Genomic DNA, 15748 nt, shown 5'->3' with positions numbered 1-15748 from the left:
CCAAGTAGGCTGGAACACCATGTGCGGAATCGTTGGCTACGTCGGGTACCGGGACGCGCTCGGCGTTGTCGTGGACGCGCTGCGCCGCATGGAGTACAGGGGGTACGACTCCGCCGGAGTAGCGATCCTCGACGGCGCGGGCACCATCGCGGTGGAACGCAAGGCGGGTCGGCTGGCCAATCTGGAGGCCGAGCTGGCCGAGGCCGGAGTCGACCGGTTCGCCGGCACCACCGGCATGGGCCACACCCGCTGGGCCACGCACGGCGCCCCCACCGACCGCAACGCGCATCCGCATCGCGACGCCCCCGGGAAGGTCGCGGTGGTGCACAACGGCATCATCGAGAACTTCGCCCCGCTGCGTCGCGAACTCGAGGACGCCGGGGTCGAGTTGAGCAGCGACACCGATACCGAGGTGGCGGTGCACCTGGTGTCGCGCGCCTACGCTTCCGGCCCCACCGCAGGCGATTTCGTCGCCAGCGCGCTGGCCGTGCTGCGCCGGTTGGAGGGCGCGTTCACGCTGGTCTTCACGCACGGCGACCATCCGGATACGATCGTCGCCGCGCGCCGGTCCACCCCGCTCGTGGTGGGCGTCGGCAAGGGCGAGATGTTCATCGCCTCCGATGTCACCGCCTTCATCGAGCACACCCGCGAGGCCGTCGAACTCGGCCAGGACCAGGCCGTGGTGATCACCTCGGGCAGCTACGCGGTCACCGACTTCGACGGCAACGCCGACGTGCCCACCCGCCCGTTCACCATCGACTGGGATCTGGCCGCGGCCGAGAAGGGCGGCCACGACTACTTCATGCTCAAGGAGATCGAGGAGCAGCCGGCGGGCGTCGCCGAAACCCTGATCGGGCACTACGCCAACGGCCGCATCATGCTCGACGAGCAGCGCCTGGCCGAACAGGAACTGCGCGAATTCGACAAGGTGTTCGTAGTCGCCTGCGGCAGTTCGTATCACGCGGGCCTGCTGGCCAAGTATGCGATCGAGCACTGGACGCGGCTGCCGGTCGAGGTGGAGCTGGCCAGCGAATTCCGTTACCGCGACCCGGTTTTGGACCGCTCCACCCTGGTGGTGGCGATCTCGCAGTCCGGCGAGACGGCCGACACCCTGGAGGCAGTGCGGCACGCCAAGGAGCAGAAGGCCCGCGTGCTGGCCATCTGCAACACCAACGGCGCGCAGATTCCGCGCGAGTCCGATGCCGTGCTCTACACCCGCACCGGCCCGGAGATCGGCGTCGCCTCCACGAAGGCGTTCCTGGCCCAGATCACCGCGAATTACCTTGTGGGCCTTGCCCTTGCCCAGGCCCGCGGCACCAAGTACCCGGACGAGGTGGCACGCGAGTTCGGCGAGCTGGAGGCGATGCCCAAGCTCGTCGAGCGGGTGCTGGAGACGGCGCCGCAGGTGCGCTCGATCGCTCGGCAGTTCGCGAATGTGCCGACGGTGCTGTTCCTCGGTCGCCACGTCGGCTATCCGGTGGCCCTGGAGGGTGCGCTCAAGCTCAAGGAGCTGGCGTATATGCACGCCGAGGGCTTCGCCGCGGGAGAGCTCAAGCACGGCCCGATCGCGCTGATCGAGGAGGGCCTGCCGGTGATCGTGGTGATGCCCTCGCCGAAGGGCCGTGCGGTGCTGCATTCCAAGCTGCTCAGCAATATTCGCGAGATCCAGGCGCGCGGCGCCCGCACCATCGTGATCGCCGAGGAGGGTGACGACACGGTGCGCCCGTTCGCCGACCATCTCATCGAAATCCCCGCTGCCCCAACCCTTTTCCAGCCGCTGCTGTCGACGGTCCCGCTGCAGGTCTTCGCCGCCGAGGTGGCGCAGGCCCGCGGATACGACATCGACAAGCCCCGGAATCTGGCCAAGTCGGTCACCGTCGAATAGGCGGATTCCGGCCACAAGCGCGCCGGAATGACGAAGAGCAGTGCGCGGCGAGCCGTGCCCAGGAGTCCCGTTGCCCCGTGGGCTTCACTTCACGATCCCGGCGTGCCCCGGTAGGTGGTCCGGTGGGGCTGGTGTGGCCGGTGGGTCCGGCGCGGCCCGGTGAGGTTGGCGTGCCCCGGTGGTCCGGCGCGAACCGATGATCCCGGTGTGATCACCCGGTCCCGGCGTGCTTTGCCCGGGATCTCCCTCGCTCCACCCGGCAAACATGTAGTGCGCCCGAACGATCATCGGCAACCGATTCGTCCACTGTGATCTATCCCTCGATAGTGGCTGCTCCGAGAATTTCTCTCAGCACAATAGAACCTGTAGTTCATCTCTAGTTCAACTTCTATTAACCTGTCGCAATCAGTCTGTGATGTGCCAGAAAACGGACCGCAAGTCTGTTTGTCGCGTGCGGTGATGAACGCTCCTGCGAATGCCCGCCGCTACGGCTCCGCCTCTGTCGCCGGCCCTGATCGGCGCGCGGTGCACCGCGTCCTGTTCGCGGACAACTGAATCTCCAATTCCCACAACAACACAACAGCGCATCGACGACGTCGGCCCGTGCGGGCAGGCGCCGCAGTACTCGCGCGCTGTCGGAGCCATTTCGCTATGCACTTACGAAAACTGTTGCCCTTCACCGTCCTCGCCGCTGTCGTGGCCGCGCCGCTGCAGGCGCACGCCGAAGCCCCGATCTCCGGGGTGCCGCCGGAGCTCCAGGGCCCGGCGCAGCAGGTCCAGCAGCAAGCCGAGGCGTGGCAGCACCAGTTGCCGCAGCCGCAGCAGGAGCAGTTGCAGCAGGCCATCCAGCCGCTCCCGCAGCCGCTGCCGCAGCTCCTCCCGCCGATCTTCGCGAACGATCTGGACGGCTGGATCCGCAATGCGCTCTACGTCATGGGCCAGCACGGCATCCCCGGCGACTACGAGAGCATCCACCGCAACATCATGCGGGAGTCGGGCGGCAATCCGGCCGCCATCAACCTGTACGACTCGAACGCCGCCGCGGGCATCCCGTCCAAGGGCCTGATGCAGGTCATCGACCCCACCTTCGCCGCCTTCCATGTCGAGGGCACGTCGTGGGACATCTTCGATCCGGTCGCCAATATCGCCGCCGCCTGCAACTACGCGGCCAATCGGTACGGGTCGATCGCCAACGTCTTCTCGGCCTACTGATTCGAAACCGGCCTGAGCGGACACGGATCGTCGCGTTATGGCATTGCTTGCCGTGTACGGGCGAAAAGTGCCCGCGCAGGCCGGTTCACAGCGTCTCGCCACCGACCGGCGTGTAGATCACCAGATAGAGGTCAGGGTGATCGGCGGGCGCCAGGCGATGGTGCTCGTAGCGCAACTCGCCGCGCTCGGGGTGGTGGAAGACCCGCTCCCGGGAGGCGAAGCCCTCGATGTCGTGACTGTGCCAGCCCGCGCGGAACTCCGGGCTGGCCTCGAGCAGTCGCTGGATCGCCGGGGTGTGCGCGAGATCGCCCAGCCGCGGCCCGGCCTCCGCGCGGAACTCGGCGAGAAAGCGGCGGCTCGTGACCTCCCAGTCCGGCAGCAGGTCGCGCACGTACGGATCGGTGAATACCAGCCACAGCAGGTTGCGGTCCTCGGGCGCGACCGTCGCCACGTTCGGATACAGCTCGGCGTAGGCGCGATTCCAGCCGCTGATCTGCCAGTCGGGGGCGATGGCGTAGGCGGGGAAGTCCAGCGCATCCAGTAGGTGCTGCACATGAGTGGGCGCCGAAGCCGTTGTGGCGTCGGCGGATTCGTGCAGCGGCGCATACCCGGCGAGCGACAGGATGTAGCTGTGCTCGGTGGTGGTCAGCCGCAATGTCCGGGCCAGCGCGTCGAGCACCTGGCGGGACGGCTGGATATCGCGCCCCTGCTCCAGCCACGTGTACCAGGTTGCGCTCACGCCGGACAGCGTCGCCACTTCCTCCCGCCGCAGCCCGCCCCGCCTGCGCGGACCGGCAGGTGGCAGGCCCACCGCGGTCGGATCCAGCTGGTTCCGCCGCGCCCGCAGAAAGCTCCCCAGTTCTGCCCGCCGCTGATGGCCGGACGCACCCGCCGGGCCGGAGGCAGCGCCGTGTTCGGTCACCTTCGAGTGACTTCCGTCGCGGGACGCCCTCGGCGCGACGCCGTATCCCTCGCGATGTGCTGTCGTCCGGTGAAATCCGTGGTCGCAGCATGCCGCGCCGTCGTGCCGGAGCGGAGACGCCGCGGCCGACGGGCTGTGCCGTCGCGCTGTCTCCCCGCGTGTGCCTCGGTGCCCACCGGTTCAGCCTAACTACTGGTAGTCCCACTACCAGTACAACCGCCGTCTTCGCGGGCGGGCCGCGGGTCGGCAGCATCGACCCATGCCACACCTGAGATCACGGACGGTCACCCACGGACGCAATATGGCCGGCGCCCGCGCGCTGATGCGGGCCTCCGGCGTCCCCAGCGCCGATATCGGCGTGAAACCGGTTGTCGCCGTGGCGAACAGCTTCACCGAATTCGTGCCCGGTCACACCCATCTGCAGCCGGTGGGCCGGATCGTGAGCGAGGCGATCGGTGAGGCGGGCGGCATCGCCCGGGAGTTCAACACGATCGCCATCGACGACGGCATCGCCATGGGCCACGGCGGCATGCTGTACTCGCTGCCGTCGCGGGACCTGATCGCCGATTCGATCGAATACATGGTGCAGGCGCACTGCGCCGACGCGCTGGTCTGCATCTCCAACTGCGACAAGATCACCCCGGGCATGCTGCTGGCGGCGATGCGGCTGAACATCCCGACCGTGTTCGTCTCCGGCGGGCCGATGGAGGGCGGCCGCACCGTGCTGACCGACGGCACCGCGCGCCGTCTCGACCTGATCACCACGATGAGCGAGGCCGTCAACGACACCGTCTCCGATGCGGATCTGGCCCGCATCGAGGAGAACGCGTGCCCCACCTGCGGCTCCTGCGCCGGAATGTTCACCGCCAACTCGATGAACTGCCTGGTCGAGGCGCTCGGGCTGGCGCTGCCGGGCAACGGCTCGACGCTGGCCACCCACACCGCCCGCCGCGCCCTGTACGAAGCGGCCGGCCGCACCGTCATGGACATCACCCGTCGCTACTACGACAAGGACGACGAGGCGATGCTGCCGCGCGCCGTCGCCTCGCGCGCGGCGTTCGACAACGCCATGACGCTGGATCTGGCGATGGGCGGCTCCACCAACACCGTGCTGCACCTGCTGGCCGCGGCCCGCGAGGCGGAACTCGACTACACCCTGCGCGATATCGAGGAGCGGTCTCGACAGGTGCCGTGCCTGTGCAAGGTGGCGCCCAACGGCAGTTATCTCATGGAGGACGTGCATCGCGCGGGCGGTATCCCGGCCATCCTGGGTGAGCTGCACCGCGCGGGGCAGCTGCAGTCGAATGTGCATGCGGTGCATGCTGATTCGCTGGAGCAGTGGCTCGCCGAATGGGATGTGCGCGGGACCCATCCGAGTCGCGAGGCGTTGGAGCTGTTCCATGCCGCACCCGGGGGTGCTCGCTCGGCCACCGCGTTCTCGCAGTCCGCGCGCTGGGAGTCGCTGGATCTGGATGCTTCGGGCGGCTGTATTCGCGATGTGGCCCATGCGTATTCGGCCGACGGTGGGCTGGCCGTCCTGCGCGGCAACCTCGCGGCCGACGGTGCGGTGGTGAAATCCGCAGGCGTGCCGGAGGATCTGCACACCTTCACCGGCCGCGCGGTGGTGGCCGAATCGCAGGAGGAGGCGGTCGATGCCATCCTGTCCGGCCGGGTGCAGGCCGGAAATGTGCTGGTGATCCGGTACGAGGGACCACGCGGTGGGCCGGGCATGCAGGAAATGCTGCATCCCACCGCATATCTCAAGGGCCGGGGCCTGGCGGGATCGGTCGCGATCGTCACCGACGGCCGCTTCTCCGGCGGCAGTTCCGGGCTGTCCATCGGACACGTCTCACCCGAGGCAGCGGGCGGCGGTGTGATCGCGCTGGTCGCCGACGGCGATCTGATCGGCATCGACATCCCGTCGCGCACACTGACTCTCGATGTGCCGCAGGGAGAGCTGGATGCCCGCCGGACCCGGCAGTCCGAATCCGGCTTCCGTCCCCGTGACCGCAACCGCCCGGTGTCGAAGGCCCTACGCGCCTACGCCCTGCTCGCCCAATCCGCCGACAAGGGAGGAGTGCGCGAGCTACCCGAGGAAGGTCTGCGGTAGTAATCGGAAAAGCTGTCCGCCAAGGTATTTGCGCGCTGCTTTACGATTCGGCCTCTAACTTTCCGAGGCCCACCTAGTGGAATCGTCATCCCGCGTGTTTGTGGCCGGGATCCACACCGGCCGTCTGGATCCCGGCCAAAGCACGCTGGAAATAGGGGTACTCGTGCCGTGTCGGGATGCGACACTTGGCATCTGCACAGGCCCGGCCCGGACTTGCTGCCGGACCGGGCCTTTCGCGGGTCCGGGCTAACTCCCCACCGGGACAAGGGATTCGGCGGGCGCGGCGGCGCGGGCATTCGAGCGCCGCTCCAGGGCGCCCGACAGCACCGCTAGTCCGAGGGCGCTGCCGGACAGCAGTACCCCGACCCAGTTGGGCGCGGTGTAACCGAATCCGGCGGCGATGACCAGGCCGCCGAGCCACGCGGCCAGCGCATTGCCGAGATTGAACGCGCCGATATTGAGCGCGGATGCCAGGGTGGGGGCGCTGGCGGCGTGGTCGAGCACGCGCTTCTGCAGCGGCGGCACGGTGGCGAAGCCGAGCGCGCCGATCAGGACCACGGTGATCCCCGCGGCGACCTTGTTGTGTGCGGTGAGGGTGAACAGTCCCAGCACGATCGCCAGCGCGCCGAGCGTGGTGTACAGCATCGGCATCAGGTGCCGGTCGGCATAGCGCCCGCCGACCAGGTTGCCGATGAGGAACCCGAGCCCGAACAGGGCCATGATCCACGTGACGGAACTCTCCGCGAACCCGGTGACCTCGATCATCATCGGCGCGAGGTAGGTGATCGCCGCGAACACGCCGCCGAAACCGAGCACCGTCATCGCCATCGCGAGCAGCACCTGGGGATTGGTGAGCACGGCCAGTTCGTTGCGCAACCGGGCGTCGCGGGGCGCGGGCTGATCGGGCACCAGCGCCAGGACGCCCGCGAAGGCGAGCGCTCCGACCACCGCCACCAGCGTGAACGCCAGCCGCCAGCTGACCTGTTCGCCGAGCAGGGTGCTCAGCGGCACGCCGACCACGGTGGCGACGGTCAGCCCGGTGAACATGAGCGCGATCGCGCCCGCCCGGCGGTCCGGCCGTACCAGGGTCCCGGCCACGACGGCCCCGATGCCGAAGAACGCGCCGTGTGCCAGCGAGGCCACGATCCGGCCGGTCAGCATCAGGCCGAAGGTCGGCGCCACCGCGGACAGCAGATTGCCGCCGATGAGCAGCAGCAGGCTGATCAGCAGCATGCGCTTGCGGGAGACCCGGGTGCCGAGCCCGGTCATGAGCGGCGCACCGGCCAGCACGCCGAGGGCGTACCCGGTGACCAGCCAGCCGACCGTGGGGATGGATACGGAATAGCTGTCGGCGATGCCCGGGAGCAGGCCGACCACGATGAATTCGGTGGTGCCGATGGCAAACGCCCCGAGCGTCAGGGCCAGCAGTGCGAGCGGCATGGAAGCAGCCTCCACAGAGTCTTGCGTACGAGCATTACGAGCGCCAACAATAATTGCACACGCCTACTAATTGCAAGCGCGGGATATTGCGCGGAGTAGGTATCCTGGTCACATCGCCCCCGCGGACCCAGGAGGAACTCATGACAGCGGATGCCGCACTGACCGGTCTGGCCGATGGCTGGTGCGCGCTGTCGGTGCTGCACGACCGGATCGCGGCGCATCTCGAACGCGCACTGCAGGCGCACGACCTGAGCGTCCGCGAGTACTCGGTGCTGGTGGTGCTCAGCCGCCAGCACGACGGACCGAACGGGCACCTGCGGATGAACCAGGTCGCGGATTCGGTGGCGCTGAGCCAGAGCGCGGCCACCCGCCTGGTCACCCGCCTCGAGGACCGCGGCCTGCTGCAGCGCTATCTGTGCCCCGACGACCGACGCGGCATCTACACCGATGTCACCCCGGCGGGCATCGAGCTACTCGACCAGGCCCGCCCCGCCTACGACGAGGCCTTGGCGGGAGCGCTGGGCCAGGCCGCCGCCGACCCCGAACTGGCCCCACTGGTCGCCGCGGTCCAAGCCCTCAACACCGCCCCCACCACGGGCGCCCGCACCCGCGAGTACCGCCCGTCCTGAACCCGACGCGGCCTTGACGCTCAGCGCCACATCGTCCGGACCGTGCCGCCGCCGGGGCTCGGCCTGGATCCCGGCGCTCGAATCGACTTCGGCCGCAACGGACCTCGCGGGTTCCGCACATCGTGCATGCGCCTGCCTCGGTGTGCAGGGTGCGCGGGAACCATGTGTGCCACAGGCTCTGGATGCGTGTGGAGCCAGCGAGCGTGGTGCGCCGAGGTGGAGCACCGTTCACGCGGGGTGCGGCGGTGAGTTATCGGACGGTGACGGTGCCGCGCATGTCGGGGTGGAGGGGGCACAGGTAGCGGTAGGTGCCGGGGGTGGTGAAGGTGTGGTTCCACTCGCCCTCGGTGAGGATCGGGCTGTTGATGCCCAGGGCGGTATCGCCGATGCCCTGCACGCCGTGCGGTGCCGAATCGGAGAACTTCCACGTCACCGTGTCTCCGGCGCGGATGGTGATCGCGGACGGCGAGAACTTCATCTTGTCGACGCTGACCGTCGTCGTCGCGGGTTGCGCGGGGCCGGTGGTCACGGGTGCGGACGTGGCGGGCGCCGACGGCTGCGTGTATCCGTCGTCCGACCCGCATCCCGCAACCATCAGGGCTCCCGCCGCCGCGACCACCGTGAACAGGACGCGCGCGGGCGAAATGCCCGATGAACCAGTCGACATGCGGGCAAGCGTAATAGGCGGGAGTAGCGGATCATTCGCCGCGGTAGCTTCTCCGCGGGCAGTGGCCGCCGCCGGTCGCGGCACTTCTCGGACGGCGCTGGGAGCGCCTTCCCGCTTCGTGCACGGCCCGGCGGGTTGCGGGTGCGCGGTGCTTCGGCGGATATCGGTGCGCGGTCGAATGTGTACGGGCATCGGGACCTCCCGTGGCTCTGCGAGCTCGATGCAGATACCACGCCGCAGCGGGCCGCGAGGTTCGGCGGACATGCCCGGCACGATGGTGCACATTGTGCCCCGAGCGCACTGACGCTGTGCGGAATATGCTCAGCCGAACCGGTACTCCGGTCAACACTGCACAATGGCCGACAGGTTGTGGAAGGCCATGCTCGGTCCGGCCCCGCGTCGGCAGCGCCGCGAGCCCGGACGGGCGGAGAAGCTGCGCCGTGATGGACGTGTTGCCTCCACCCCCGGGCGTAATCTGCTGGCGTTGCGAGTTCGCGAAGGTACCGAGCCCCGCGCACGGTCGCGGCGGCGGGCAGGAGGCGGAGATGACCCCACCGGCGGCGCGCGGATACTTCACCGTCGACGAGGTCCGGGCGGCGGAGACGGAGCTGTTCAAGCAGGTCGCCGACGGAGTGCCGATGCGGCGGGCGGCCCGCGGACTCGCCGATGTCGTCGCCGCGGAGCTGCGCGAGCGGACCGGAGGGATCACCGGCCGATCGGTCACCCTGCTGGTCGGATCCGGCGACAACGGCGGCGACGCGCTGTGGGCCGGATCGATGCTGCGGCGGCGCGGTGTCGCGGTGTCGGCGGTGCTGCTGTCACCGGAGCGGGCGCACGCGGAAGGCCTTGCGGCACTGCGGCGTACGGGCGGCCGAATCCGCGACGACCCGGGGTCGCCGGATCTGGTGGTCGACGGCATCGTGGGGATCTCGGGTCGCGGCGCGCTGCGTCCCGCCGCGGCGAAACTGGTGGCGGCCGTGGATGTTCCGATCGTCTCGGCCGACCTGCCCAGCGGGGTCGACCCGAATACGGGCGCCGTCGACGGCCCGGCGGTCCGGGCCGACGTCACGGTGTCGTTCGGCGCGTACAAGCCCGTGCACGCCCTGGCGGCCCCCAGCTGCGGCCGAATCGAGCTGGTGCCCATCGGCCTGGAGCTTCCGGAGCCGAATCTGGCCGCGTTGGAACCGGTTTCGATCGGTGCCGACTGGCCGGTGCCGGGCCCGGCGGACGACAAGTACACCCAGGGTGTCACCGGAATCTGCGCCGGAAGTGCGACATACCCCGGCGCGGCCGTGCTGTGCACCGGCGGGGCGGTGGCCGCGACCTCCGGCATGGTCCGCTATGCCGGTACCGGCTCGGCGGACGTGCTGGCGCACTTTCCGGAGGTCATTGCGGCCCAGAGCGTTTCGGAAACCGGCCGGGTGCAGGCCTGGGTGTTCGGCCCGGGAGCCGGTACCGGAGACGCTGCCCGCGAACGGCTTTCGGAGATCCTCGCCACCGATCTGCCGGTGGTGGTGGACGCCGACGGCCTCACTCTGTTGGCGGCGGAGCCCGGCCTGGTCACGGGCCGCCGCGCGCCCACGGTACTCACCCCGCACGCGGGCGAATTCGCCCGTCTCACCGGCCGCGAGCCCGGCCCGGACCGCGTCGCCGCCGTGCGCGCGCTGGCCGAGGACTGGCAGGTCACCGTGCTCCTGAAGGGTCGTGCCACGCTGGTGGCCGGGCCGGGCCGGGCGGTGCTGGTCAACGAGGCCGGTGGTTCCTGGGCCGCGACCGCGGGCTCGGGCGACGTGCTGTCCGGCATCCTCGGCGCCCTGCTCGCCGCGGGCCGCGACCCGTCCTGGGCCGCGGCCGCCGCAGCCCGCGTGCACGCCCTGTCCGCCAACCTCGCCGCCCATGCCCACGGCACCGCCGGAGCCCCGGTCTCCGCGAGCCCTGTCCTCCACCACATCCGCCCCGCCATCCAAACCCTCCGCGCCCTCGCCGAAACCTCCTGACGGTTCGACACCGAAGGCAGCCAAATATTTCCGGCACGCTTTGCCGGAATCCTGAGACCCCGGCCAAAAGCGTGCCGGGGACATGTGGAGCGTGCCGGGGACATGTGGAGCGTGCCGGGGACATGTGGAGCATGCCGGTCGTGTGGAGCGTGTCGGTCGTGTGGAGCGTGTCGGTCGTGTGGAGCGTGTCGGTCGTGTGGAGCGTGCCGGTCGTGTGGAGCGTGTCGGTCGTGTGGAGCGTGCCGAGGCGGCGGGCTTCAGTTGCCTTGGGCGGCAAGGGCTACCGGCTGCCATTCGTTCCACTGGGCCAGGCGCGACTCGTAGTCGGCGGTGGCTATGGCCAGCGGGGTCTCGCCGAGGAAGGTGCGCAGCGGCGGCCGCTCGGCGTCGACGACCGCGAGGATCGCCGCGCGGGTGGCCGCCGGGTCGCCGCGGTGCTGTGCGACGCGCGCCCGGTGGCGGACATCCCGGGCGTCGTCGTACGCCGCGTTGGGGGAGCTGTGCCGCGCCGACGGCCCCGCCCAGTCGGTGCCGAACCCGCCGGGCTCGATCAAGGTGACGTGGATGCCGAACCCGGCCACCTCCGCCGCCAGCGACTGCGAAAACCCTTCCAGCGCCCACTTCGACGCGTGATACGCGCCGAGGTTCGGGAAGGCGCTGATGCCGCCGATGCTGGAGACCTGGACGATGTGCCCGCTGCCCTGCGCGCGCATGATCGGCAGCGCCGCCTGCGTCACCCACAGCGCGCCGAACACGTTGGTCTCCAACTGCGCGCGGATCTCGTCCTCGGTGAGCTCCTCGATCATGCCGAACTGCCCGTATCCGGCGTTGTTCACGACGACGTCGAGCCGCCCGAACTGCCGCGCGGCCTGCTCGACGGCGGCGAAATCACCCGCCCGGTCGGTGACATCCAGCCGTACCGGCAGGAACGTGTCCGGGTACTTCGCCACGAGATCGTCGAGTGTGGCGAGATCGCGTGCGGTCCCGGCGACCCGATCGCCGCGGTCGAGTGCGGCGAGGGCCCATTCCCGCCCGAAGCCGCGCGAGACGCCGGTGATGAACCAAACCTTGCTCATGTGGTCGTTCCCTCTGCTCGATGGTCTGTGCGGATACCCGCGCCGATCACGCTAACGACCTGGAGCGCACTCCGAGCAAGGGTGAATTCCCGGCCGGGTAGCCGCTGCCGCCCCGATTCGCGGGAGTGGCAGGATCGGGATCGTGAGTAGTGCCGACCCGCAGGTGGAGACCGTCGTAGACCTGGACGCGATCGCACACAACGTGCGGGTGCTGGCCGGGCATGCCGGGGATGCCGCGGTGATGGTGGTCGTCAAGGCCGACGGGTACAACCACGGCGCGGTGCGGGTCGGGCAGGCGGCGCTGGCCGCGGGGGCCTCCGAACTCGGCGTCACCACGATCGCCGAGGCGCTGCGCCTGCGCGCGGGCGGGATCACCGCCCCGATCCTGAGCTGGCTCAACACCTCCGATGCCGACTATGCCGCGGCCATCGCCGCCGATATCGAGATCGGGGTGTCCTCGGTGGCCCACCTGCGCGCGGTGGAACGGGCCGCCCGCGCCACGGGTACCACCGCGACCGTCTCGCTCAAGGTCGATACCGGCCTCAACCGCAACGGTGTCTCCGATGCTGAATACCCGCAGGTCCTCACGGTGCTGCGGGGGCTGGTCGACGAGCGGGTGGTGCGCCTGCGGGCGATCTTCTCCCACCTCGCCCGCGCCGACGAGCCGCAGCATCCGGCCATCGACGTTCAGCGCGACCGCTTCCTGGACGCCATCGCCGCCGCCAAGGACCACGGCATGCAACCCGAACTGGTGCACCTGGCCAATTCCGCGGCCACATTGACCCGCCCGGACCTGGCGTTCGACATGGTGCGCCCCGGCATCGCCGCCTACGGGCTGTCCCCGATTCCGGAGATCTCCGACTTCGGCCTGCGCCCGGCCATGACCTTCCGCGCGCGGGTGACGCTGGTGAAACACGTCGCCGCGGGCGAGGGGGTCTCCTACGGCCACGAATGGATCGCGCCGCACGCCACCACGGTCGCGCTGATCCCGGCGGGCTACGCCGACGGTGTGTTCCGTCCGCTGGGCGGGCGCATAGCGGTGGGTATCGGCGATGCGCTCTACCCGAATATCGGCCGGGTGTGCATGGATCAGCTGGTGGTGGATCTCGGCGACAATGCCGCCGGAGTGCGCGAGGGCGACAGCGCGGTGCTGTTCGGTCCCGGCGCACTGCATCCGCAACGGTGGGCCGACCTGCTCGGCACCATCCATTACGAGATCGTCTGTTCCCCTCGCGGCCGGGTCGTGCGACGCTATCTGGGCGATATCGCACAGCGAGGGGGGGCCTGATGAAATCCGAACGGCCACATCGGTTTCGGTTCACCGCATGGCGCGGCGGAATCGCGACCGGCGGAGCGATCGGCGCCCTGGCCGGGGTGCACGCACTGCGCCGGGTCGGCGCCTCCGTGCGCTGGCCCGCCCGCCGGGACGAGCTGCGCGAGGAGGACTTCGGCCTGCTGGACCGGGATCGGGCCGTCGCGGTAACCGCCGACGACGGCGTGGAGCTGGCCGTCCGCGAGTGTGGTCCCGAAGACGCCCCCGCCACAGTGGTTTACGTGCACGGCTTCTGCAACAGCATGGAGTCGTTCCACTTTCAGCGTCGCGATCTCGAAAAGCTGTGGGGCCCAAAGGTTCGCATGGTGTTCTTCGACCTGCGCGGGCACGGCCGCTCCGGGACGCCGACCACCGAGAGCTGCACCGTGCCGCAGCTGGGCCGCGATCTGGCCGCCGTGATCGGCCGGTGTGTGCCGAGCGGTCCGCTGCTGCTGGTCGGACACTCCATGGGCGGCATGGCGATTCTGGCCGCGGCCGCGCAGTTCCCGCAGCTGTTCGCCGAGCGGGTGCGGGCGGTGGCGCTGCTGTCGACGGCGGCCGCCGAGGTCGCCGCTGCCGGAGTCACGCAGCTGCTGCGCCATCCGGCGATCGACGGCTTCCGGGTCGCGGTGCATGCCGCGCCCGCGCTGGTGCAGGCCGGGCGGGCCACCGCGCGCCACGTGATCGCCCCGATCCTGCACGTGAGTTCGTTCCACGGCGACGTGAGCCCGACGCTGTCGCGCGCCACCACCTCGATGATCGACCACACCCCGATCGAGACGATCGTGAAATTCCTGAAAGCTCTGGAGCTGCACGACGAATCGGCCGCGCTGCCGACCCTCGCCCCGTTGCCCGCGCTGGTGCTGGGCGGCGCACACGACCGGGTGATCCCGTTCCGCAACTCGCAGGCGCTGGCGCAGCAGCTGCCCGACGCGGACCTGGTCCGCGTCACCGATGCCGCGCACATGGTGCATCTGCAGTATCCGGAGCTGGTCAACGCGGCCCTGGATCGGCTGATGCTGCGCAGCGGCCTGCTCGGGGCCGGGAAGCGCAACGGCCGGGAGGCAGCACGTGGGTGATCGGCACGCGATCCGGCCGAGCGAACCGGGACGGTGGTGACACATGGGTGAGCAGCGAACGCTGCCGACGGTCGAGGACACCGAGGCACTCGGACGCGAGCTGGCCGCGGAGTTGCGTCCCGGCGATCTGGTGGTGCTCGACGGCCCGCTGGGCGCCGGGAAGACCGCGCTCACCCGCGGCATCGCGGCGGGGCTCGGCGTCGAGGGACGGGTCAGCTCACCGACTTTCATCATCGCCCGCCAGCATCGTGCCGGGTCCCGGCCGGGCGCGGTGGGGCTGGTGCACGTCGACGCCTACCGGCTCGGCGGCGACCTCGACGAGCTGGACGCCCTGGACCTCGACACCGATCTCGACGATGCGGTGGTGGTGGTCGAATGGGGCCTCGGTGTCGTCGAGCATCTCGCCGACCGCCATCTGCGCGTGCTGCTGCGCCGCGAGCCCGAATCCGAGACCCGCACCGCCAGCTGGGAGTGGATCGGCCCGTCCTGAGGCGGTGGTATGGGTGCCGTCCGGAAGGTGACCAACCGGTATCGTTGACCCAATCATGCTTGTCCTTACCGTCGACACCGCGACGCCTGCCGTTACAGCCGGGCTGGTGGAGCTGGAGCAGGCCGCCTCCGGGCACGATCGGCAGCGGGCCGATCGGGAGACGGCGCCGCAGATCCACACCCTCGCCGCCCGGGTCACCGTGGACGCGCGCGCCCACAACGAGGTGCTGACCCCGCAGATCCTCGAATGTCTCGATGCCGCGGGACGTTCCAGGGCCGATCTCGACGCGGTGGTCGCCGGGGTGGGTCCCGGGCCGTTCACCGGACTGCGGGTCGGAATGGCGACCGCCGCGGCCTTCGGCGACGCCCTGGGCCTGCCGGTGTACGGCGTCTGCAGCCTGGACGCGATCGCCGCCGACGCGTGGCAGGAGATCACCGGTGGCAGTGGGCAGACGATCGCCACGGCCGCCGAATCCGAACTGCTGGTCGTCACCGATGCCCGGCGCCGCGAGGTGTACTGGGCCCGGTATCGCGCCGTGCCGGATGCCGAGTTCGCCGGGCCCGCGGCCGCCGGATCCGGTGCGCGGGTGGTCGGCCGGGTCGCCGGACCGGGCGTGTGCAAGCCCGCGGATCTGGACGCGCGCGAATCCACCGTGATCGCCGGATCCGCCTCGCACGTCGACTTCTTCGACCTGCCGGTGCTGCCGGTCGAGACCCCGTCGCCGGCCGGGCTGGTGCGCTGCGCGGCCGCCGAGGTGCTGTCCGGCACGACGGCCGAGCCGCTGGTTCCGCTCTATCTGCGGCGCCCCGACGCCGTCGAACGCAGCTATCAGGCGGTGTCGTGAGCGAGCTTGCGAGCGAACCGAAGACACAGCGCGCCTTGCGCACGACGGAGCCGAGCGCTAGCGAGGCGGAGTCGTGAGCGACACC

At 70.1% G+C, this 15748-nt stretch carries 13 protein-coding genes; 9 read left to right on the top strand and 4 right to left on the bottom strand.

Annotation, left to right across the window (positions count from 1 at the left end; genetic code table 11):
• Nucleotides 1–19 precede the first annotated feature (19 nt).
• Nucleotides 20–1885: a glutamine--fructose-6-phosphate transaminase (isomerizing) gene (gene glmS, locus NM1_RS06020; protein ID WP_068014782.1), complete on the top strand. Its 1866-nt coding sequence runs from the start codon at nt 20–22 to the stop codon at nt 1883–1885.
• Nucleotides 1886–2536: 651 nt separating this feature from the next.
• Nucleotides 2537–3097, top strand: coding sequence for a transglycosylase SLT domain-containing protein (locus NM1_RS43505; RefSeq protein ID WP_114699512.1), 561 nt, complete (start codon nt 2537–2539; stop codon nt 3095–3097).
• An 85-nt stretch (nt 3098–3182) separates the two neighbouring features.
• On the opposite strand, the gene NM1_RS06010 is transcribed toward NM1_RS43505, so the two are convergent.
• The gene (locus NM1_RS06010) at nt 3183–4019 is read right to left on the bottom strand and encodes a helix-turn-helix transcriptional regulator (RefSeq protein WP_068014781.1); all 837 of its coding nucleotides are present in this window, start codon (nt 4017–4019) and stop codon (nt 3183–3185) included.
• A 259-nt stretch (nt 4020–4278) separates the two neighbouring features.
• Between NM1_RS06010 and ilvD the strand changes: the two genes are divergently transcribed.
• On the top strand, nt 4279–6129 hold the full coding sequence (gene ilvD / locus NM1_RS06005) for a dihydroxy-acid dehydratase (RefSeq protein WP_068014779.1): 1851 nt from the start codon (nt 4279–4281) through the stop codon (nt 6127–6129).
• Between the two features lie 246 nt (nt 6130–6375).
• Here the strand turns inward: ilvD and NM1_RS06000 are convergent, their stop codons facing one another.
• A complete protein-coding gene (locus NM1_RS06000) occupies nt 6376–7569 on the bottom strand; it encodes an MFS transporter (RefSeq protein ID WP_068014777.1) in 1194 nt (397 codons plus the stop codon).
• A 140-nt stretch (nt 7570–7709) separates the two neighbouring features.
• Here NM1_RS06000 and NM1_RS05995 point away from each other — a divergent pair, with 140 nt between their 5' ends.
• A complete protein-coding gene (locus NM1_RS05995; RefSeq protein WP_068014775.1) occupies nt 7710–8198 on the top strand; it encodes a MarR family winged helix-turn-helix transcriptional regulator in 489 nt (162 codons plus the stop codon).
• A gap of 250 nt (nt 8199–8448) precedes the next feature.
• On the opposite strand, the gene NM1_RS05990 is transcribed toward NM1_RS05995, so the two are convergent.
• On the bottom strand, nt 8449–8865 hold the full coding sequence (locus NM1_RS05990; protein WP_084519202.1) for a cupredoxin domain-containing protein: 417 nt from the start codon (nt 8863–8865) through the stop codon (nt 8449–8451).
• Between the two features lie 545 nt (nt 8866–9410).
• Here NM1_RS05990 and NM1_RS05985 point away from each other — a divergent pair.
• Entirely contained in the window at nt 9411–10862 is a 1452-nt protein-coding gene (locus NM1_RS05985) for an NAD(P)H-hydrate dehydratase (RefSeq protein WP_068014774.1), read from the top strand.
• A gap of 257 nt (nt 10863–11119) precedes the next feature.
• On the opposite strand, the gene NM1_RS05980 is transcribed toward NM1_RS05985, so the two are convergent.
• A complete protein-coding gene (locus NM1_RS05980) occupies nt 11120–11938 on the bottom strand; it encodes an SDR family oxidoreductase (RefSeq protein WP_068014772.1) in 819 nt (272 codons plus the stop codon).
• A 142-nt stretch (nt 11939–12080) separates the two neighbouring features.
• Between NM1_RS05980 and alr the strand changes: the two genes are divergently transcribed.
• Genes alr through tsaB form a run of 4 tightly spaced genes read left to right on the top strand, consistent with a single transcriptional unit; the run spans nt 12081 to nt 15663 of the window.
• Nucleotides 12081–13226 carry an alanine racemase gene (gene alr / locus NM1_RS05975; RefSeq protein ID WP_307719300.1) on the top strand — a complete coding sequence of 382 codons (1146 nt, stop codon included), beginning with the start codon at nt 12081–12083 and terminating at the stop codon, nt 13224–13226.
• On the top strand, nt 13226–14329 hold the full coding sequence (locus tag NM1_RS05970; RefSeq protein ID WP_068014768.1) for an alpha/beta fold hydrolase: 1104 nt from the start codon (nt 13226–13228) through the stop codon (nt 14327–14329). Before alr ends, NM1_RS05970 begins: the two co-directional genes overlap by 1 nt.
• A 43-nt stretch (nt 14330–14372) precedes the next feature.
• Nucleotides 14373–14819, top strand: a complete 447-nt coding sequence (gene tsaE / locus NM1_RS05965) for a tRNA (adenosine(37)-N6)-threonylcarbamoyltransferase complex ATPase subunit type 1 TsaE (protein WP_068014766.1) — start codon at nt 14373–14375, stop codon at nt 14817–14819.
• 55 nt (nt 14820–14874) lie between these two features.
• A complete protein-coding gene (tsaB, locus tag NM1_RS05960; protein ID WP_068014765.1) occupies nt 14875–15663 on the top strand; it encodes a tRNA (adenosine(37)-N6)-threonylcarbamoyltransferase complex dimerization subunit type 1 TsaB in 789 nt (262 codons plus the stop codon).
• Nucleotides 15664–15748: the final 85 nt, after the last annotated feature.

It is taken from the genome of Nocardia mexicana NBRC 108244, assembly GCF_001613165.1.
Lineage (GTDB): Bacteria > Actinomycetota > Actinomycetes > Mycobacteriales > Mycobacteriaceae > Nocardia > Nocardia mexicana.
Note: the sequence above shows the minus strand (reverse complement) of the source record. Positions and strands in the feature narration are given on the sequence as shown.

What these genes read in the sequence shown, in the direction of transcription:
- NM1_RS43505 (WP_114699512.1), top strand. Translation starts at nt 2,537, where the DNA reads ATGCACTTACGAAAACTGTTGCCCTTCACCGTCCTCGCCGCTGTCGTG.
- NM1_RS05985 (WP_068014774.1), top strand. Translation starts at nt 9,411, where the DNA reads ATGACCCCACCGGCGGCGCGCGGATACTTCACCGTCGACGAGGTCCGG.
- NM1_RS05990 (WP_084519202.1), bottom strand. Translation starts at nt 8,865, where the DNA reads ATGTCGACTGGTTCATCGGGCATTTCGCCCGCGCGCGTCCTGTTCACG.
- NM1_RS05995 (WP_068014775.1), top strand. Translation starts at nt 7,710, where the DNA reads ATGACAGCGGATGCCGCACTGACCGGTCTGGCCGATGGCTGGTGCGCG.
- NM1_RS05970 (WP_068014768.1), top strand. Translation starts at nt 13,226, where the DNA reads ATGAAATCCGAACGGCCACATCGGTTTCGGTTCACCGCATGGCGCGGC.
- glmS (WP_068014782.1), top strand. Translation starts at nt 20, where the DNA reads ATGTGCGGAATCGTTGGCTACGTCGGGTACCGGGACGCGCTCGGCGTT.
- NM1_RS06000 (WP_068014777.1), bottom strand. Translation starts at nt 7,569, where the DNA reads ATGCCGCTCGCACTGCTGGCCCTGACGCTCGGGGCGTTTGCCATCGGC.
- NM1_RS05980 (WP_068014772.1), bottom strand. Translation starts at nt 11,938, where the DNA reads ATGAGCAAGGTTTGGTTCATCACCGGCGTCTCGCGCGGCTTCGGGCGG.
- tsaE (WP_068014766.1), top strand. Translation starts at nt 14,373, where the DNA reads ATGGGTGAGCAGCGAACGCTGCCGACGGTCGAGGACACCGAGGCACTC.
- tsaB (WP_068014765.1), top strand. Translation starts at nt 14,875, where the DNA reads ATGCTTGTCCTTACCGTCGACACCGCGACGCCTGCCGTTACAGCCGGG.
- ilvD (WP_068014779.1), top strand. Translation starts at nt 4,279, where the DNA reads ATGCCACACCTGAGATCACGGACGGTCACCCACGGACGCAATATGGCC.